This window comes from Acidilobus saccharovorans 345-15 (assembly GCF_000144915.1).
In the GTDB taxonomy this organism is placed as follows: Archaea; Thermoproteota; Thermoprotei_A; order Sulfolobales; family Acidilobaceae; genus Acidilobus; species Acidilobus saccharovorans.
Window position 1 is genome coordinate 673,484 of record NC_014374.1, and the last position, 18,686, is coordinate 692,169.

At 52.4% G+C, this 18,686-nt stretch carries 21 protein-coding genes; 13 read left to right on the forward strand and 8 right to left on the reverse strand.

The features are described 5' to 3' along the window. Nucleotides 1–73: 73 nt before the first annotated feature. From ASAC_RS03355 to ASAC_RS03365, 3 genes are all read left to right on the forward strand, one after another. Nucleotides 74–289: a glycosyltransferase gene (locus ASAC_RS03355; RefSeq protein ID WP_048812777.1), complete on the forward strand. Its 216-nt coding sequence runs from the start codon at nt 74–76 to the stop codon at nt 287–289. Between the two features lie 64 nt (nt 290–353). After that, the gene (locus ASAC_RS03360) at nt 354–1,205 is read left to right on the forward strand and encodes a hypothetical protein (RefSeq protein WP_013266582.1); all 852 of its coding nucleotides are present in this window, start codon (nt 354–356) and stop codon (nt 1,203–1,205) included. Nucleotides 1,206–1,222: 17 nt separating this feature from the next. After that, complete coding sequence (locus tag ASAC_RS03365; protein ID WP_013266583.1) at nt 1,223–2,137, forward strand: FkbM family methyltransferase; 915 nt, start codon at nt 1,223–1,225, stop codon at nt 2,135–2,137. Here ASAC_RS03365 and ASAC_RS03370 read toward each other — a convergent pair. Then, nucleotides 2,134–3,090, reverse strand: a complete 957-nt coding sequence (locus ASAC_RS03370) for a glycosyltransferase family 4 protein (RefSeq protein WP_048812778.1) — start codon at nt 3,088–3,090, stop codon at nt 2,134–2,136. The two genes, ASAC_RS03365 and ASAC_RS03370, sit on opposite strands and share 4 nt — an antisense overlap. A gap of 440 nt (nt 3,091–3,530) precedes the next feature. Between ASAC_RS03370 and ASAC_RS03375 the strand changes: the two genes are divergently transcribed. From ASAC_RS03375 to ASAC_RS03385, 3 genes are all read left to right on the forward strand, one after another. Continuing rightward, nucleotides 3,531–4,688, forward strand: a complete 1,158-nt coding sequence (locus ASAC_RS03375; protein ID WP_048812779.1) for a glycosyltransferase family A protein — start codon at nt 3,531–3,533, stop codon at nt 4,686–4,688. 70 nt (nt 4,689–4,758) lie between these two features. Further along, complete coding sequence (locus tag ASAC_RS03380; RefSeq protein ID WP_048812780.1) at nt 4,759–4,947, forward strand: hypothetical protein; 189 nt, start codon at nt 4,759–4,761, stop codon at nt 4,945–4,947. Continuing rightward, complete coding sequence (locus tag ASAC_RS03385; protein ID WP_013266587.1) at nt 4,940–5,140, forward strand: glycosyltransferase family A protein; 201 nt, start codon at nt 4,940–4,942, stop codon at nt 5,138–5,140. The genes ASAC_RS03380 and ASAC_RS03385 overlap by 8 nt, the downstream gene beginning before the upstream one ends. Nucleotides 5,141–5,189: 49 nt before the next feature. Here the strand turns inward: ASAC_RS03385 and ASAC_RS07995 are convergent, their stop codons facing one another. Both ASAC_RS07995 and ASAC_RS03395 read right to left on the reverse strand, forming a co-directional pair. Continuing rightward, nucleotides 5,190–5,549, reverse strand: a complete 360-nt coding sequence (locus ASAC_RS07995) for a glycosyltransferase (protein ID WP_083774026.1) — start codon at nt 5,547–5,549, stop codon at nt 5,190–5,192. A gap of 262 nt (nt 5,550–5,811) precedes the next feature. Continuing rightward, entirely contained in the window at nt 5,812–7,020 is a 1,209-nt protein-coding gene (locus ASAC_RS03395; RefSeq protein WP_013266588.1) for a glycosyltransferase family 4 protein, read from the reverse strand. A 608-nt stretch (nt 7,021–7,628) separates the two neighbouring features. Here ASAC_RS03395 and ASAC_RS03400 point away from each other — a divergent pair. Continuing rightward, nucleotides 7,629–7,889 (forward strand): glycosyltransferase, encoded by a 261-nt coding sequence (locus ASAC_RS03400; protein WP_274376797.1) that lies wholly within the window; start codon nt 7,629–7,631, stop codon nt 7,887–7,889. Between the two features lie 25 nt (nt 7,890–7,914). On the opposite strand, the gene ASAC_RS03405 is transcribed toward ASAC_RS03400, so the two are convergent. After that, nucleotides 7,915–8,952 (reverse strand): glycosyltransferase, encoded by a 1,038-nt coding sequence (locus ASAC_RS03405; protein WP_048812782.1) that lies wholly within the window; start codon nt 8,950–8,952, stop codon nt 7,915–7,917. 94 nt (nt 8,953–9,046) lie between these two features. Between ASAC_RS03405 and ASAC_RS03410 the strand changes: the two genes are divergently transcribed. Together ASAC_RS03410 and ASAC_RS03415 are read left to right on the forward strand one after the other, a co-directional pair. Next, nucleotides 9,047–10,030: a glycosyltransferase gene (locus ASAC_RS03410; RefSeq protein ID WP_238523630.1), complete on the forward strand. Its 984-nt coding sequence runs from the start codon at nt 9,047–9,049 to the stop codon at nt 10,028–10,030. Beyond that, nucleotides 10,027–10,839, forward strand: coding sequence for a glycosyltransferase family 2 protein (locus ASAC_RS03415; protein WP_013266592.1), 813 nt, complete (start codon nt 10,027–10,029; stop codon nt 10,837–10,839). Before ASAC_RS03410 ends, ASAC_RS03415 begins: the two co-directional genes overlap by 4 nt. Here ASAC_RS03415 and ASAC_RS07845 read toward each other — a convergent pair. Further along, on the reverse strand, nt 10,828–10,968 hold the full coding sequence (locus ASAC_RS07845) for a hypothetical protein (RefSeq protein WP_013266593.1): 141 nt from the start codon (nt 10,966–10,968) through the stop codon (nt 10,828–10,830). The genes ASAC_RS03415 and ASAC_RS07845 overlap by 12 nt on opposite strands. Nucleotides 10,969–11,028: 60 nt before the next feature. Next, nucleotides 11,029–11,283: a hypothetical protein gene (locus ASAC_RS03420; RefSeq protein WP_013266594.1), complete on the reverse strand. Its 255-nt coding sequence runs from the start codon at nt 11,281–11,283 to the stop codon at nt 11,029–11,031. A gap of 311 nt (nt 11,284–11,594) precedes the next feature. On the opposite strand from ASAC_RS03420, the gene ASAC_RS03425 reads away from it, so the two are divergent. The 3 genes from ASAC_RS03425 to ASAC_RS03435 all read left to right on the forward strand — a co-directional run bounded on the left by ASAC_RS03425 (nt 11,595) and on the right by ASAC_RS03435 (nt 15,950). Further along, entirely contained in the window at nt 11,595–13,331 is a 1,737-nt protein-coding gene (locus ASAC_RS03425; protein ID WP_013266595.1) for a hypothetical protein, read from the forward strand. A 49-nt stretch (nt 13,332–13,380) separates the two neighbouring features. Further along, entirely contained in the window at nt 13,381–14,454 is a 1,074-nt protein-coding gene (locus ASAC_RS03430; protein WP_013266596.1) for a glycosyltransferase family 4 protein, read from the forward strand. Nucleotides 14,455–14,813: 359 nt separating this feature from the next. Next, on the forward strand, nt 14,814–15,950 hold the full coding sequence (locus ASAC_RS03435; protein WP_013266598.1) for a glycosyltransferase family 2 protein: 1,137 nt from the start codon (nt 14,814–14,816) through the stop codon (nt 15,948–15,950). Nucleotides 15,951–16,035: 85 nt separating this feature from the next. On the opposite strand, the gene ASAC_RS03440 is transcribed toward ASAC_RS03435, so the two are convergent. Further along, a complete protein-coding gene (locus tag ASAC_RS03440; protein ID WP_013266599.1) occupies nt 16,036–17,157 on the reverse strand; it encodes a glycosyltransferase family 4 protein in 1,122 nt (373 codons plus the stop codon). Between the two features lie 86 nt (nt 17,158–17,243). On the opposite strand from ASAC_RS03440, the gene ASAC_RS07970 reads away from it, so the two are divergent. After that, nucleotides 17,244–17,369 carry a hypothetical protein gene (locus ASAC_RS07970; RefSeq protein ID WP_013266600.1) on the forward strand — a complete coding sequence of 42 codons (126 nt, stop codon included), beginning with the start codon at nt 17,244–17,246 and terminating at the stop codon, nt 17,367–17,369. A gap of 157 nt (nt 17,370–17,526) precedes the next feature. Here the strand turns inward: ASAC_RS07970 and ASAC_RS03445 are convergent, their stop codons facing one another. After that, entirely contained in the window at nt 17,527–18,639 is a 1,113-nt protein-coding gene (locus ASAC_RS03445) for a glycosyltransferase family 4 protein (RefSeq protein WP_238523643.1), read from the reverse strand. Nucleotides 18,640–18,686 lie beyond the last annotated feature (47 nt).

The following is an 18,686-nucleotide window of genomic DNA, read 5'->3' on the forward strand; positions in this document are numbered from 1 at the left end:
GGCTTCCTCGCTAATAAATGCATTGAATTTTTAATTAGGCGTTCCTAGAAGCAGTAGTTCCTGGGAAGGCCTTTTGCAGGTCTCAGTCATCGTCACTGCCCACGACCGTAGGAGGTACCTTCCCCACGCGCTGCGAAGCCTCGAGATGCAGACGCTCCCAAGGGACAGGTTCGAGGTAATTGTGGTCAAGAACTTCGAGGACAAAGAGAGCGACGAGATAATAAGGAGGAACGGGTGGAAGAACTCCTTTAGCGAAGAAGGAAGCTACGGTAAGTTAATACTGTGGTAAGTTCATACTGTCAGACCTGGAGGAGGCAAGGGGTGACATAATTTAGTTCCTTGAAGATGGTGACATGTATGAGCCTCAGAAGCTCTCAGAGGTCTATAAGGTCTTTGAGGAAAGGGCGGACATAACGTATTTCCACGACACCAGGAAGTATATGATACTAAATAAATTAATTTTTGATGGAATTAACAAACAGGCTGCATATGAGGACACGTGGCTTGAGGGTGCCATTGGATACCTTGAGTCAATAACTCCCACGGATCAGGACGTCTTAGTTGACCCCAAGGATAGCGGTGCAGCAGGCTATTTACTGAAATATCATGGGATGGTCGCCACGGTCAGCCTTATGGCTGTGCGTAGGAGCTGCCTGGATAGGTGGGTCCACATCCTCAAGGACATAGAAATTTCGGCTGAAAGGGCCATTCCCGCCATAGCTGCGGAGTGCGGCAAGCTTTACCATATGTCGAGAAGGCTCACCGTCTACAGGTTCCATATCAATAACTCATCCATAGGGCTTGACGCCCCTGGACGGCTGAGGGCGTTAAGGAACCTCTCAAGGGCCGTCGAGGACCACGAAAGGTTACTTGGAACAATTTCGCCCAGGAACCCCATGAGAACGGTCATAGCTAACGATATGCTTTCGGCCAAGCTGACCCTCTTCCTCGCGGACAAGGAGCTGAGGAAGGAGCTTAACGTGAGGTCAGGCCCTAGGGAGAAGCTAGATGTCCTAAGGTCGTGGTGCAACTTAAATAATATGCCTCTAAAGGACTGCATGATATTTGCCACATCGTTAATTCTTCCCGATGGTTTGAGGAGAGCCCTAGGAAGGCTGTTGACATACTATATAGAAAGAAAGGGTGCAGCCACTCTACAGGCGAGCAGGGCTATGGGCATAGGCCTGCGGGGGCCCTCAACATAATTGCGAGGAGGTCGTTCGTGGTCCCATGTGATGGCCAGAAGCTGAACTTAAGGCCTAGCGAGCTCGTCGCCCTGGGGGACCTCGTAAGGAGAGGCTTAGTCGAGTTCAGTGGCTGCGAGGTCATATTTAATGTCAACGGAGCTAAAGTGCACGTGCCCATCTCTGAAGTCATGGCCTCTAACGGAGGGCTTGCCGCCATTCGTAAAGCGATTCTTCACGGGTGGCTCTTCAGGGACGATAGATGGAGTAAGGACGGGGTCTCTTTCGTTCACATGCACGAGGAGATCCTTGGCACCTTTGATGACGAGGAGTACTCCTTCCTTGAAGTTAACAACAGGCCCGTGATAGACGTTGGCGCCTACATAGGTGACACGGCGCTGTACTTTGTGAAGAAGGGCGCGAGCAAGGTGATAGCAGTGGAGCCTAGCCCAGGCGCCTTTAAAGAGCTAACTGACGATATAATAAAAATTAACGGAGCGCAGGCGAAAGTCGTGGCGGTAAACGCTGCTATAGCCGAGGCAGGCCCTGTACCTATCAGTAAGGACGCCGCTGACGTGAAGGGAGCCCGAGTCCGGTGGGTAGGGAGGTCAAAGGTTGAAAGAAAGGACGACACCCTAACTTCTGTTAAGGCCATGGGGCTCTACGAGGTAGTCAAATTATACGGCGTCGATAACGCTGCCCTGAAGGCCGACTGCGAGGGCTGCGAGTATCACATAGCGATGCGCGAGCCGGAGGCCCTCAGTGGCTTTGAAGAGATAGGGCTGGAATATCACGCCTTTAACTCTGGTATACCTGTCTCCGAGCTCATCAGGGCCCTCTCAAACGCTGGGTTCGTTTGCGAGAGGGCAAACGACTGGGTCTACCTGAAGAACGCGGGCTCGTCCTGGAACAGCGAGATGATCGGGATGCTGCACTGCGTCAGGAGGCGCTAGTCGCCCTGCCTCTGGAGCTCCTCCTCAATTGCCCTCCTGGTCCTATCGACGACGAGCCTAAAGTCCCACCTCCTCGCGGTCTCAAGGCCGCCCTGGGCCAGTGACTGCCTCAGCTCCCTGTTGTCTAGGGCCTGCACCAGGAGGTCGGCAATCTCGCCGGGATCAAAGGTCTTGGCCACCAGGGCGTTGTAGCCGTTCACCATGTAGTCCATGTTCCCTTTAGCGTTGGTACTTACAACGGCGGTCCCGCAGGCCATGGCCTCAAGGGGTGGAAGCCCAAAGCCCTCGGCCCTAGAGGTGAAGAGGAAGACGTCAGAGGAGCTGTAGATCCTTGCGAGCTCCTCATCACTTACGCCGCTCTGGTAGAACACATAAGGGAACCTTGGCCTGAACTTAAGCCTAAACTCGTCCTCGGGGAACTCTGATATCACAATAGCCTTAAACGTAGTCCTCATAGCAGCTAAGTTCAGCGACTCAACCGCAATGTCAGAACCTTTAAACCTCGGTCTGCGCAGAATTACGCTCACCAACGGCTCGTCGCCTCTCGTGACCTTCCTAGGGTAAAACGTGTCAAGGTCCACTCCATTGCCTATATAATATATTTTCGCTGAAGGGTTTTCCGACTTTATGATTTCAGTTATATAGGACGAAATTGAGAGGAAGCCGAGGGGCGCCCTTAAGACGGCCTTAAATAGCCTGAGCCCAACATTACCCATGGTCTCAGCTACTAGCTCAGGGAAGTCCTGGAGGAGGATCATGGGCTTAGCGTCGCTCTGCAAGGCTATGAATGCCGTCGGAAACCACGTAGCAATGGCGACGTCAAAGTCCTTTAGTAACCCGAGCAGCGCGCGCTGCTCGTCAAGCCTGAAGCCCGTTAGCCTCTGAATCACAAAGTCTAATGTAGGTAGACCGGCCTTGCCCTTGCGGCCCGAGACCCTTTTGCCGAAGTTCAACAGCGAACCCAATATGGGTGGCATTTTTGGGCTTACTATAGGAACCTTGTACTGGGGCCACGGGTTACCTGGCTCTGGGGAGACGACCTTAGAATCGAAATGTTCTCCTAAAGCGTTAGCCAACGCGAGTGCCACACGTATGCCGCCGGCTATAAAGAGGCCAGGGACAATGAAGGCAATTTTACGCCTCTGTTCCACACTCAACGCGCCTGAAGCCTAGGAACTATGGGGCCTGCGTGGTAATATAAGTACATTTTATGGTTTTGACGCGCTTCTTAATGGCAGGAATTACTTTGTTTAGTAATACAGGTATTGCAGGCACTGACGTCTCTACAACCATTATACTAACTTTACAGCCGCCCTTTTAGGATACGCTTTAATACATCCATCTAGTTTCAAAATTAATAAGGGCTACAGGTTACATGAATTCAACGGATAATTTGCAGGTTTCCGTCATCGTCACTGCCCACGACCGTAGGAGGTACCTTCCCCACGCGCTGCGAAGCCTCGAGATGCAGACGCTCCCAAGGGACAGGTTCGAGGTAATTGTGGTCAAGAACTTCGAGGACAAAGAGAGCGACGAGATAATAAGGAGGAACGGCTGGAAAAACGTTGTAACAGACGTCGTGCCCCTCGGGGGCAAGATAGCCATAGGCCTCGAGGAGGCGAAGGGTGACATAATAACCTTCCTGGAGGACGACGACATGTACAGGGAGGTCAGGCTCGAGAAGGTCTACAAGGTTTTTACCTTGCATAGGGACGTCATCTACTTCCACAACGAGCAGGTTCTTATAGACGAAAGGGGCGATGTCATCTCGGATGAGAGCCTCTTCCCTGCAGTAAGGGATCGAGGCGACTATGTTATCAGGTCCAGCCTTTTGAGCAAGGTGGAAAGGAAAATGGGAGTCTGTTATTATCAGCTGCTCCCCCTGCTTAAGGCTTTCGGTCCAGGCCTTGGCCTTAACAACAGCTCAATAGCTGTTAGAAGGGGGGTAGTAAGCGCAGACAAATTGAAGGACATTGAAATCACTGTAGACATAGAGCTCTTCGCCTCGGCCTTAAAGTATAAGGGCGAGGCCTCGACCCTTTACTTTACTGGCAAACCCCTTACGTATTTTAGGGTTCATGAAGATAATGCGAGCAGCATAGCTTTCAATACAGCTTTCGGTAAGGCAGCCCTTCTTAATCAGCTAAACAACGAAGCCTACCTGGTTAACAGAGTTAAGTGGTTGTTAAAGTTAGCCAGGTGGCATGGCTTTGTGAGTAAGGAGCTTCCGCAGGAATGTGTTTGTAACGCCTATGGCTTCTCGTCAACTATTGCTAGGTTAGAGGCCATATATTTGCCAATGCCGCTGGCCAGAACGTTATCTCAAAGCTTGACGCCCCCAGCCAGTGAGCTCATAAAGATCGCTAAGTGCGCCGTGACGAACTTTGCTTTGTCGTCGAGCAAGGAAAGCGTAAAAATATTAGGTACCCTGAGATTTCTTGCATTCCTGTTAATGCCTTATGTTTTGGTACTCGTAGACAGAGCCTTCCCGCACAATTCTGGCGTCCCCTTGTATGTTAGAAGAGCGCTGAGCTTCTTAAGGTCAAGGTAGATTACGTCCCCCTTAGGGTTTGCTGGAAAGCAAAGCAAAATCGCCCTATAACTCTAACGTTGGGGGTTAGATGCAAATAATAACAACAATCATTACAGTGCACAAGCGTAGAAGGCAGTACCTGCCCCAGGCCCTGGCTTCCGTGCTAGCTCAGGAGGCGGGGGACTTTAAGCTGGAGACTGTTGTTATGGCTGATTACGAGGATAACACAAGTGGCCTCGCCACGGGTGTCAGGTGGGTCTCCGTAGACAATGAATGAAAGCCTTGGAGCAAAGATAGCCGAGGGCATAGAAGAGTCAAAGAGTGAGGTAATCGCCTTACTGGAGGACGATGACGTGTGGCTGCCGGGCAAGTTGAGGTTCGTGGCTAGTCGCTTTAAGGAGGTGAAGGGCCTCGCGTTCCTTCACTACCTCCACCTCACAACCTTAGGGGTTATATATAGGTCCCCTTGATCAATCAGTAAAATATAGAAAAGCCAGGGATCGATATAGATAAGATGTTTTAATATATTAAGCCTTTTTCAACTATCTCCTTTTTAATAGCCATCGCGCAATTAAAAAGGGAGGCCCAAGTAACTGCTATCAAAAGATCAGTCACCCTTCTCTTCACACTGTCTTGAATTAGCATATCATGATATGGATAGTAATGCTCCCTTGGTCCAAGGTAAACTCCTTTATCATCAATATAACCATAGTCGTTATGGAAATAAACTAATTTTTTATGACTAATAAAAGTCATAATAAACTTTAATCGATCAGTCTCATAAACGTCATCGTCATCTAAAATAGTAATGATTTCCCCTCTGGCTTCTTCTACCCCTACGGCTACCTTGCCTCCAACGTGCGGCTCCGAAGTAACTATGTTTTTCCATCCGTTTCTACTTAACTATACTGTCTATTTAATAATCTTCATAAGGCCTAACAACTGTTACATCAAATAACGCTTTATCCAAGCTCTGCTGCTCTAAGCTCCTTAGCACTCTTGGAATGAAGTTCCTCCTTTCGTGAGCTAATACTAGAAACTGATATGAAAGGCTCTGGCACTGTGTGCTCCGCTAAATCTTCCAAAGTTGAGGTTATATTTATTTTATTCATTCTCTAAAGGCATATGTATAACCCTAAATTTACAGAAGCTCCTTGTAAAAATGTTCTAGGCTATCAACTATCCTTTCTTGGTTCCATTTAGCCAAGGCGGTTTCCCTTGCTCTTAAGCCCATGTTTCTTAGCTCCTCTCTTGATATAGAACTTATCTCTATCAAAGACCTCGCAAATTCCTCCACTTTGTACACATTAACGTGAAATCCCGTTACCTTATCCTCTACTTGCTCAACAAGCCCTCCGTTACCTTTGGTGACAATAACGGGCCTTCCGGACAGCATAGCCTCTGTGACAACCCTTGCCCAGGTTTCAAACACCATGGATGGAACAACTACAACGTCAACGTCCCTGAGCAGATCCTCAAGCGAGGAGACGAAGTTCTCAAAGGGCGCCCAACCAGTTAGCTCCACTTTATCCCTTATCCCCAGCTCCCCTACTAACCTTACAACGTCAGGGTTTGTTAGCCCGCCGTATATCTTAAGTCTTAGCTTAGGGTTTGCTTTAATGGCCAGGGCAAAGGCCTTGATCAGCTGGAAGATCCCTTTACCCTCGTCGGGGTAGCTCAGGTAGGCGAAAGTAAAGGCGTCGGAGGGCTCATAGGGCGAGTACTCTATGTTGTACGGCATTAAGGCGCTAATATATACGACCCTTATCTTGGCCTCTTCATAACCTGCCTTTACGAGCAGTTCTTTTGTAAATTTGCTGATAGCCAAAATTGCACTGGACCCCATTAAGTTCCTCCTGATCCACGACCTCTTCAGCTTCCAGTAGAGGGCCTCCCCCAGGGCAAAGGCCTTTCTCGGCCCTCTCCTCCTGCTGTAGATACACTTGGCGGCCTCCAGCACGCTTGAGGTGCAGTCGCAGGCGTTGTAGCTATAGGCGTTAAAGTAGCATATGGGCCATGCGTAATGAACAGCGATTGCACTCTTAACGCCCTGACCGTGAGCAAGGTATGCCAGCTCATGCATGGCGTTCATTGAATGAACTATGGAGTCCTTAGGCGGGTTGATCACTTTCAAGACTTTTCTCGCATAAGTTGGAAGGTTGACAGCCACGTCATAACCAAAGGGCTTAAATGAGGGGGGCCTAGGAAGAACGTTGAACTCTGAGGGAAAGGTTGTCCACAATCTAACTTCATGTCCCCTCTCTCTAAGCTTTTGGAAAACCACTTTTGTTGTGGCATATGTACCTCGTTGGTTGGTCTCTATAACTAGATTAATGTTAAGACTCTCCAAATTTTCTGTCGCCCAAGCTATAGGTCATAATAACCTTAAGTTTTTAAATGTTATCAATGTATACAGTTGCGCTAACATAGTCTCTTGGAGACATATATGTGTTATAGCAGGACGTTCTTGAAGCCTATATTGCCTGTGAGAGCTGGCCACAGCGAACTCACCGCAAGTTCCTTAAGGCATTGTCGAAGCCTGCAACCTACCTTGCTATATCTCCCTATGAGGAGGCCCTAGTCTTTTATGTATCAGGCCCTTCTCGAGATATCAAAAGCCCAGAACCCGCTTCATATCTAATAACTTCCTGAGGGATAAGTTCGCAAGGAATTGCAGCCAAGAGCCTCCCTCCAGGAGGCCAAGGGTATAGGAACTATAGCCAGTAGAAGCTCATTAGAAGTTCATTTAAGGACTTTAGGCTGTTCGTAGAGTCGATGAATAAGCTTTAGGAAAGGAGGCAGGACTTCAGCGTTGCTATATTCAACACCGATAGAGTTAGAATCGGCAATGCAAAGTTCCCCCTACGTTGAGCTTGGCCCTGCTCCTGATGAAATCCTAGCTAAGTTCTACGAAAGCCTCTACGTCTTTGTCTCCACAAGCCGCTTTGAGAGCTTGGTCTGCCTCCGCTTGAGGCCATGGCTTGCGGCACGCCAGTGGTTATGACCAAGAACCTGGGATCCCTCTCTTATGCTAGACACGGCTATAACAGCCTGATAGTCGAGGAAAGGAGCCCGGAGACAGTGGCTTCTGCAGTCTCGCAGCTCCTTGACAACCCAGCCTTAGCTGATGAGCTTCCCCTTAATGCTAGGAGAACTGCGGCCAACTTCAGGTTTGAGGATTTCATGAAGAGGTTTAAGGCGTGCGTAGGCCTCCCTTAACAGGCCTTATTTAACAATTAGGAGGTCAAAGAAACTTGGTAATTATATTAATCAGCCTATCAGTGTATGCGCCGAGCGAGAACCGCTGCGCGATGCTTCTCATCAGGCTCGCCTTCTCATAGTCCCAGGACTCAACGGCCTTTTCAACCTTATCTATGGCGTCGTCAATGCCGTTGAACATGTAATCCTCAGGCGCGTAATCCAAGTGTCCCCCAACGTTCCTAACCACGGGGAGGGCTCCGGCGGCCATGCCCTCAACAACCGCTATTCCGAAGCCCTCCACGAACATGTTGGCGTTGAAGTAGGCCCGAGAAGCCTGAAGGTATGCCTTCTTCGTCGGCTCGTCCGCGTTTGGAATCACCTTAACGTTGCGCGGTAGCCTTGAAAGCTCCTTGAGCGAGCTGACGTTTTTGACTGAGCCCATGACGACGAACTCGTAGTCAAGGGAGGAGGCCACCTCCTTAATTACCTTAAGCATGTAGTCATCAAGCCTGTGTACGGTTGCTACCCTCCTCGGCCTTGGCCCGTCAGGCCAGTCGCTGTACCTCTCCACGTGAACTGGTGGATGAAGGACCTCAACGTTGGTGAGCCCCCAGAAGTGCCTGGCCTCCGCCATCGTGAACGTGGAGTTCACCAGGACAAGCCTGTTGTTCTCCTTCACTCTCTCAAGGAACCTCCTCCTGATCTCCCACTGGGGGAGGAGCTTCAGCCTGACCCTAGCGCTGCTCCTGAAGCCGTAGTCTACGTTGAACTGGTGAAAGTAAATTATGTCGGCGTCCACGGGCTGCACGTCGCCGTGAAAGTTAAACCTCAGCCCGCAGTCGGAGGGAAAGGACTGAACCGCATCCAGTATTATGTTAGCCGTGGAGGTCGGTAGGGGCCTCCTGAGAGCTACCTGCACACTTCCCATGGACAGAAGCCTCCTTAAGAACCAGCTGCCCACTCGCCTAGTGACCAGTGTCACGCGAAAGCCGCCCTTAAACAGTGACTCAACGGTGTCAAGAGCCATTAGCTGGATGCCGCCCAGCGTCTCGGCATCGTCTAACAGCAGACAAACGTTCAAGCTCCATCACCCGTTAAGGCTACGCCTCAGCTTTAATTTATTTCTACCAGGCTTTAGCAGATTTATCATGGATTCAAAAGCTTTGGTGGTTGCAGTGGCGTCCCAAGGCCTCTGCCTCTACGGCACTGTGCTTAACTCCGTTGACACCGTAGAGCGGTCGATACGCAGCGTCTACAGGCCCGACGCGGAGATAGTGGTTGTAGACGGAGGCTCAAGGGACAGCACCTACGAGAGGCTCCTTGAGATTGCCAAGGACTACAACGTGAAGGTGTACAGGCTGCCTGGCTCAAGCAGGGGCAGGGGCAGGGACTACGCGCTGCGCATGTGCCCAGAGGGCTCCTATGCAGCATACTTTGACCTTGACGACGAGTACAACGCTTACTTCCACAGGGCTATAGAGTGGGGCATGGCCACCGGCAGCCAGAGGCCTCTGTACTACCTTGTAAAGAGGGACTACGCGGTTGCCAGGGGAGGCTGGAGGGACCTTAACGTGGCTGAGGACGTGGAGTTCTTCGCAAGGGTTGGGCTTGACTTTCATGTGCCGGTGCTGTTCAGGAGGCCTTTATCAGGGCCTCGCAGAGGGAGCCTGATGGGAGACGCCAGGCGTTACGTGAGGGGAACCCTTGGCGCGGTCTCTAGGTCTGTAAGAAACGTCGTTGACCTAATTAGAGGTAACGGATTTAAATATGGCGAGTTAGCGTCCCTACCTTACATAAGGCGAAGGCCTTACCTACTTGTGGCCCCAGTCCCGCTGATTTACACTATGGCCCTTGTTAAAGGCATATACAGGTACGATCCGCTGCTTAACAACCACGACTTAATGTTTAAGTACATGGTTAGCGGGCTTGTAGACCCAATTAAGGAGGTCGGGGCCGACGACGACCATGCAGTGTTCTCGGTACCCCTCTCAACAGCCAGTAGGCTAGGTTTTAATTGGGTAGTCGCAAAGGTCAGGTCAGCTAACCTTAAACCCTACACATGCAGCCAGGGCGGCTCAAAGGTGTTGATAGGCGTGACCTCAAGCGGAGCCCTGGCATCAGTGGGCTTCAGGGACTGCGATGAGGTGGATTCGCCATGACGAGGGTTTCCGTCGTCATCCCCACCCTGTGCAGGCCTGAGCTCAGGGACCTCCTCTCGTCCCTGGGCCTGCAGAGGAGGCGGCCAGACGATGTGATTATAATATACGCGTGCGAGACTGCAAGGCTTAGACCCCTGATAGAGGACGAGCCACTGCCTATACAGGCCTACCCCCAGAGGGGCGTTGGGGTCACGGGGGCCGTCAACCAGGGCCTGGAGTCCGCCGAGGGGGAAATCATAGTAATCATAGACGATGATGCAGTGGCCCCCTCCCCCCTCCTGCTGAAGTACGAGGAGCTGTTAGGAAGGCTGCCCAGGGCCTTCGCCGGGGCGTGCAGCCGCGACATACTTTATGAGAGGGACAGGGGCCCTGTGAAGGGTCCCGACGACAGCGCCCTCGTAAAGCTCTACAGGAGGCTCTACGTGGCTAACCTAGTGAGACCCTACCCAGGCCTTGAGGCGTTTGCAAGGGGGGTCTTCGTTGACAGGGGACTGAGAGTCAGGCACGGGCCCTGCATACCTAACGGCGACTGCATATCCCTCCCCTTCAGGGCCGTAAACATGGCCCTTAGAAAGGAGGCGGTTGACGGCTTGAGGCTCCCAGAGGACAGGGACCTGGGGGCGGCGAGGGGCTTCGAGCAGCTCCTTGGGGTAATGCTGGCAGCAAAGGGGTACCTCTACGCATACACGTCGGGCAACCCAGTTTACCATCTTCACCACGCTAGCATCTCCAGGTCCCATAGGTCAGAGGCCGAGGAGAGGGCCATGAGGAGGTACATGGCTGAGGCCCTGAGCAGGCTAAACGGATGAGAGGAAGTCAAGGAGCCTTGAGGCCTGCTCGTCCCACGTAGGGAGCTTGGCCCTGCCTGAGAAGGGCCCCCTGGCCCTCCCCGCAAGGTTGGTTACGATGCTGCCCAGGTCTTGGCTAATGCTGAACAAGGCCCTGGGACAAGGGACGCCCACCTGTTAATGCCGTATACGTGCTCAGCAATTATGAACTCAGAGCCTCTGGTAGCCTCCGTTATTGCGGGCCAGCGAGCTTATGCCTCCGACCCAGGCGGCAGCCCTACCTGGGAGCGGCCTGACGACCCTGAGCTCTGAGGCCCAGGCGAGCCTCTCGGGGTGGCTGGCCCCCTGCGTCACGAGTCTGACCTCAGCTTTCCTGGCGACCCTCGAGTACAGCTCGTAGGTCCTGACCTGCTGCCCCTTCCCAGGCACGGAGAGGTCTGTGTCGTCAACCAGGGTTATTATCAAGTTTTCAGTCCTACACTGATAACATAGCTATGCAAGAATATAGCCTATGTTCCTGTAGGCCCTTTATATGCAGAAACCTCTTTTGAGCAAGCCTAGCACTGTGCCAGAGGAAACTGAGGTTGATAGAGTTTGCTCTTTGGCATGACACGTTTCATCAAATCATGTTAAAATTTCTGTTTCATATCATATATTATATATACTGTTACGCGAAGGAAAAGCCTTATCCAAATAGGGCAGTAGAACTTGACAAGAAGTCGTGATCCCATAAACCATTTTTAATGTGCCTAAGATAGTGAAGCGAGGCCTCGGCAGTGACTAGACAGGGCCGCACATCATTAATTACGCTTGCAATAGCTGTCCTTCTTGCCCTCATTATATATTATGTCGTCATTTTCGAGGAGGTGGGCAATGAGGTGTTTGGGGTCAGCGACGTCTATGGACCCCTTTCACACGCGACTGCCTTAGGCGTTATTGGAACGCTTATAACGCTTCTGTCGCTGATGATGGCATTTTACGCGGCCCTCAGCGAGAGTTTCAGCAGCAGGTGGACTGCCCTCATTATAGTGATGTCTGCCCTAACTGTCGTTAGCGTCAGGTTCCTGGTCCCTGACCTTGCAGATAGGTATTACATAACTGACTTCGAGGACTCCTTTAATCACATGTTCCGTGCCATGTATATAGCGGAGTACGGCCACCTAACTCCATGGCCTGACTTCATGTGGCTCAACAGGTCCCTCTGGTTCACTCTAGCTGAGGCGATACTTGTCCTCTGGGGCCACCCCACCTGGTTTAAGGACCCGCCGTTCTACTTCGTGATTAAGTGGGTTCCGGAGCTCATGTCGCTTCTCATGGCTCCCGCGACCTACCTATTAGCGAGGTCGCTGGGCCTCAGCAGGAGAGCCGCAGCGGTAGCGATACCTCTTTCCATAGTTCTGTGGTCCGACATTCCAGAGTCCGTGTCGGATCACTATGGAACGGTGACTTTTACCATAGCGGCGGCCACCTTCGTGTTAGCCTTAAGGGAAAGGGACAGAAGGTCCCTAGCTATGCTCCTCGTGGCGACTCTCGCGGCGGTCTATACTCACGAGCTCATAGCGGCCCTAGCAGGGGTGGCCTTTTTCGGGGGCGGGCTCCTCTACTTAATGTTCCCAGGCAAGTCGAACTCAAGGACGTTTACAGCTAAGGCGCTGCTGACGGTAACGGCGGCCTACCTAATAATGGGCGTCTACGACTCTTACGGCTTTGTTCAGCAGGGAATTCACTACTACTGGAGCCTGACTATAAGCACCTTGAGGAGGCTCACCTCCCGCGCCCCTCAGCTAATATACCAGGCCACTGTGAGGGCCATGCCCTCATATCACGTCGCAGTTGAAGTTAAGGCTGCGGCCTACATCGCCGAGCTTCTCATACCCTTTGCAATAGCGGTAGCGCTGAGCCTCAGGAGGCCCGAGCACAGGGCCCTCATGGGGGCTCTGGGGCTTTCGGGACTTGTCGGGGCAGCCTTGACTTTAGGCCTTGGCGCTGTTGGCTGGGCTGACAGGGTGCCTCTGATGTTCATAGGCGTCCTCGCGGTAATACTTGCGTCCCTAGTTGAAGTTAAATCACACAGGAGGGCCGCCGTTGCAGTGGCTTTAGCCCCAGTCATTGTCTTAACGCCTTTATGCCTTTACGCTTCCTTCGCTGGGTACCCAGCTGTAGCATTCCCCGAAGTTGGGTGGGACCTGGGGATTTGGTGGATAGTTACAAGTAACGGAGAACCAGCGTTGACTTCTAACTTCACTGTGGCGGTGCCCGGTGAACTGGCGCCCAACACAATAATAGCCTACTGGCTGCCACCTATACCAGCGGAAGAGTGGTGCAACGAGACCCTCAGCGAGAGCTGGTTCACGCCTGGCTACATGGGGTTCTATTATCAGCCTTACTCTGTTTACTCCGCGTACTCCTCCTGCAGCGATTATCTAAAGCTTTACTCCAACGTCCTTCTCGCAGAATACAATAACAGCATTGTGATAGATGCCCCGGTGGGGTTCCTGGCCCTGATGAGGTAAACCTTAATTTCTTGTTAACGCTATGTGCAAAGGGCGGGGTCAGGAGTCCGTGAGGATAGTGGTTGCTAGGAGGGATTCACTGACTCACATGGATGGCGTCACAAGGTTCACGGCGACCCTGGCTAAGGGCCTGGCCCTCCTTGGCCACAGGGTCGCGCTGATGAGCTGGGGCCTGCTGGACGCGCCAAATGGCTACAGCGACTTTAACGACTACCTTAAGGGAGTTTATGGTATAGAGTCTATTGACGTCTTGACCATACGAGGCCACGTAAGCTCTCACCCGGAGCCGCGCGTGTCCATTGACTGGCTCCTCAGGGGGAGTAGGGTCCTCAGGGAGTGGGACGCCGACGCCATTATAATTAGCGGCGTCGCCCCCTTAACCTTCAGGCCAAGGGTGGCTGTGCTTCATAATGTGACAAGGCTTCGCTCCAGGGTCGCGAGGTGGCTTTATAGGAGGCTTTACAAATCCTATGATGTTGTAGTGTGCGTCTCCAAAAAGTCCAGCTCAGAGGCGTTATCAGCTGGCGTCAGGTGTGGCAGGGTAATCTACAACCCAGTTGACCTGAAGCCCTTTAGGCCAAGAGGTGACAGGGAGCCGCTGGTTGTCCATATAGGAACCAGGGGTGAGAAGAACGTCGACATAAGCATTCACGCGGTTAAAATGATGAGGGACAGGGGCTATAACTTAAGGCTGGCGGTAATAGGCCCCGGCGCCTCAAATTCTGTAAAAAACTTCTTAGGTGAAGTGCCCGAGTGGGTCCTGCCTCTTGACAATGCCAGTGAGGAAGTCAAGGCTGACATGCTTTCGAGGTCAAAGGCCCTGTTGCTGCCGTCTAGCTATGAGACCTTTTCTTACGTAGCAGTTGAGGCCATGGCAAGCGGAACGCCTCCCATCGTCTCCGAGGCCGTCCCTGAAGAAGTAGTTATGGATGGCGTCAACGGGCTAAGGGTCCCAGAGCTGAGGCCTGAGGCATTTGCGGAGGCCCTGGCGAGACTCATTAACGACGAGGACCTCTGGTGGAGGCTTAGTGAGGCAGGGGTCAATTGGGCTAAGCGGTATGATTACATGACTGTGGCTAAGGAGTACGAGTCCCTGCTCCACGAAATTATCAATAAGGGCTAACTTGGTCGCTAGCGTGCGAGACACCTAAGCCTTGCCGGCAGCGTATAGTGACAGTAGTTTATCAGTGACCTGATTCCACGTATATACTCCGTCCCTTCCTTTAAGGCCTAGCTTGTAAGCCAGGCCGCTGTCATTATATATCGTGATTATGGCAGCAGCCAAGGCTCTCGGGTTCTTAGGGGAACTAGGAGGCGTTGACTGTGAGTTCCGCCTCCTCAAGGCAGCGTCCTTCTGTTAGCTTACGCGGAACTACAAGGGTTCTACTACAACATCTCGATAATCGCTATTGCAAGAAACTTAAGAACCGCTGCCTCAATAAATTTAAAACGTGCCTAGAAGGCCAATACTCGGTCTACAGATTGAGCTCAAAAGGCCTGATCTCCGTTATTGTCACCGCCTACAACAGGAAACAGTACCTTCCCCACGCGCTGCGAAGCCTCGAGGCGCAGACCCTCCCCAGGGACAGGTTCGAGGTAATTGTGGTCAAGAACTTCGAGGATCCAGTTAGCGACAGCATAATTCGCAGGAACGGCTGGAAGGAAGTCTACAGCGACGAGCAGTACCAGGGCAGGTTCCTATTAGCGGGCCTCGAGGAGGCAAAGGGCGACATAATAACCTTCCTGGATGACGACGACATGTACAGGGAGGACAGGCTCGAGAAGGTCTACACTACTTTTAAATCTGTTACTGACGTTGTCTATTTCTACAACTCACAAAAACCTATTGATGAACAAGGGAACATCCTATATACTCAACTGAAATCCTCGGCTACAGAAAGGCTTTATTTAGTAAAGTCTAGAGCTCTTCTAAAAGTCAACCAAAGACTTGGCCTATGCCTTTTTGAAGAGCCCTCCCTTATTAGGGTGATCGGGCTTCACGATTTTAACAGCAGCTCTATGGCTATCGGAAAAGCCGTGCTAGAGGATTACAAGGAGAACCTAAGATCACTTAAACTAGCTCTTGACTTCTTTATAGGCTCGGTAGCTAGGAACTCTGAGGGCCTACTTGCTATATATATGGGACAACTAACCTACTATAGGCTTCATCAAAAAAATACATCGTCTTTCAGCAATGCATGGAAGGAACGTAGTAAACGCTTAGAAGCCTTATACAGGGAGGCTCTCTATCAAATCTTTTATATTAATGGCAATCAACTTATAGGGAACCTTTACCCAAAGAGTTGCAGGTGTAACAGGTATAGACTGTTTGCCGTAGGTAGTAAACTTCACCTTTACGCTATACCTCTTAAAGAGCTGCGTTACGTCTATAACGAGTTCCCGACATCGTTGAAGGAGCTATATGGTTACCTCAGATGCGCCATAAAGCTTAAGCAGTTACATGATGAAAACAAAGCTAGGGCTGCGATGAGCTCGATCATATTAACGTTTGGGTCGCTCTTATTATGGATCGGAGGCTATATGCCCATCACGCCCTTAAGGAGATCGCTATATGATCTTGCAGGAGGCGTTACTAGGAAGATTTACTACGCCATATAGCGTTCAGGCATTCATGCAATCCCTTACAAAATAGCGCCATTGACATTTAATCTAAACGATGCAGATCCTAATCTTATATTAACATTCAAGCTTGATATATACGCAATAGATGGTCTATAACTTCGCTCCATGACAATACCGATTTACTCCCTTCTGCTCCTAGCTTCCCCCCCAGCGAGGGGTCGCGTGCTAATAAAAGTATGGCCTCAGCCAAGGCCCGTGGGTCCCTAGGGGGGACCAGGAGGCCGTTGACCATGTTCTTGACCCTGTATGGCACCTCGCCGACCGCGGACGCTATGACTGGTTTGCCCCTGGCCCAGGCCTCAGTTATTGCCAGGGAGAAGGCCTCGGCGTAGTCGCTGACGCTCGGCAGCGCGAGGGCCAGGGACGCGTCTATGGCCCCAACCTTTGCCTCCTCGTCAACGTAGCCGGTGAAGAGCACCCTGTCCCTGACCCCGAGCCTCTCGGCGAGCGCCAGGTAAGGCCCCTGGTCCCCCGGCCCCACGACCACTGCCTTGAGCTCTGGTGACTCCCTCTTTACAACAGTCATGGCCCTTATGAGCACGTCCACGCCCTTGAGCCTGTGCAGCCTCCCCACGTAGACCACGAACGGGTCGTGAACCCCGAACCTCTCCCTGAACTTCTCAGCCATGTTGGGCATTGTCAGGAGCCTCTCGTCGACGCCGTCTGGCACGTAAACCGTTTCAACCCCATACCTTGCCCTTAGCAACTCAGCGTCCCTGTGGCTCTTGACCAGCCTGAGGTCACTGGCCTTAAGGGCGACCCTGACGTTCCTCCTGCCGTAAAGCGGGCCTATGAGCCTCACCAGGGGGTTTGGGTGGTCCCCCAGGGAGTCAACCGCCATGAAGTGCAGCGCTGTCTTAGCGCCGAGGCCCTTCGCCTCCTCCAGGATTTTTACCGTGAAGAGGCTGTTCTGGCTGTGCCCGTGAACTATGTCAGCTGACCTGAGCAGCTCCCTGGGCACATAGAGGGGGTACGTCAGGTCAGGGAAGCCAAGCCTAATAGACTTGGCCCTGTGCACGTGAACCCCATTAACGACCTCCTCCCTGGGCCTGCCCCCGTAAGCTGCCGTTACAACGTGGACCTCGTGGCCCCTCGAGGCCATGCCTTCAGCTAAGGCCCTCACGACGTTCTCAATCCCGCCTGCTGCGGGCCAGTAGCTGTGAACCACGTGAACTATCCTCAACCCGCTGCCAGCTCCCCTAATGCTGGTCGCTGGGGCCCTCTTAGTTCCTTTCGCCCACAGCCTCTCTGTAAAGCGAGGCGTACTCCATGGCCATGATGTCTCAGCCAAAGGACCTGATGAACTCAACCCCATGCTTTGGAAGGTACTCGGCCAGGGAGTTCACCACAGTGACTAAGCCCCTTCGTAGTAGCCAAGGCCCATCAATACCTTAGCGCCTTGCACTATACTACCTTGTCCCCTTTACCTTTTAATTACTTTTAGATGCAAGGTTTATTATGAGTTTACGGCGTGTAACGTAAATGGAAAATTCGATTTGATCTGGCTAGGTTGAGGAGCTTGAAATATACTTGAAATATGAGAGAAGCAATACTATGCCGTAAGCTTTCCGTAAAGTTCCTCATACTTGGGGAGCAGCCTGCCCCACGTGAACCTCTGGGACCACTGCCTGGCCTGATAGGCTAGCTTCCTCCTTAGGCTCTCATTGGTAAGCAGCTCAGCTATGGCCTCGCCGAAGTCCCTTGGCTTAGGCCTAGCCCACAGGCCTACGACGCCTGGAGGGGCAACCTCCACCTGCCCTCCCTGCCCAGTTATGACTGGCGGCGTGCCATGAGCCTCAGCCTCCAGGAGCGTTATCCCGAAGGGCTCAAAGGTAGACGGGAAGGCGTAGACGTCGCTTGCAGAGTAGAGCCTGTGCTTCTCGCCCTCGCTGACGGCTCCAAGGTACTCTGCCTTAACTCCGTGGGACCTGACGTAGCTGATAACTTCATTAACCAGGCCCTCGTCCGGGCCCGCGATGACCAGCTTCACCTCCTTTGCCTTGCCCCTGACGTACTCCATAGACTTGGCCAGGAGCCCCAAGTTCTTGGACTTGCTCACCCTCCCAAGGTATAGCACCGCGGAGCCGCTCCTCGAGTCTAAGTCGGCGCTGCACCTGTCCTCGTCGATCCCGTTTGGTATGACATGAATCTTCCCCTCGTCCAGGCCAAGCCCCTGAACTACCCTGGACTCATAGGAGGTCAGCGCGATATACGCATCATACGCAGCCAGGGCGCCCCTGCCGAAGGCGTCAGCCAGCCTGTGGTAAAGCCAGGTGACGAGGCCCAGCTGGCTTAGCGTGTGAAAGGGGGAGTGGCCGTGAAGCACAGCAGTGAAACCGAGCTCTCCCTTGAGCCTAGCCACCTGGAAGACGTGGGGGTGCCTCCATACGTGCACGTGAACTACGTCGGGCCTCAGGGACCTTATTACGTCAGGAAGCTCAGGGCTGTACGAGCCGTGGCTCCAGGTAAACCTTGGCCTCAGCCTTATCACGTGGACCCCGTTGATTACCTCCTCCCTTGGCAGCGAGCCGAGGCCGTCCGACCTGAGCCTGTTATACGTTACTACGTGGACCTCGTGGCCCCTTGAGGCCATGTACTCAGCTATTCTCCTCACTACCTCCTCCACGCCGCCCACGACAGGCGAGTAGAACGGCGAGACTTGCACTATCCTCAATTGCCGCGGCGCCCAATGCTAACTATCGCACAACAGAA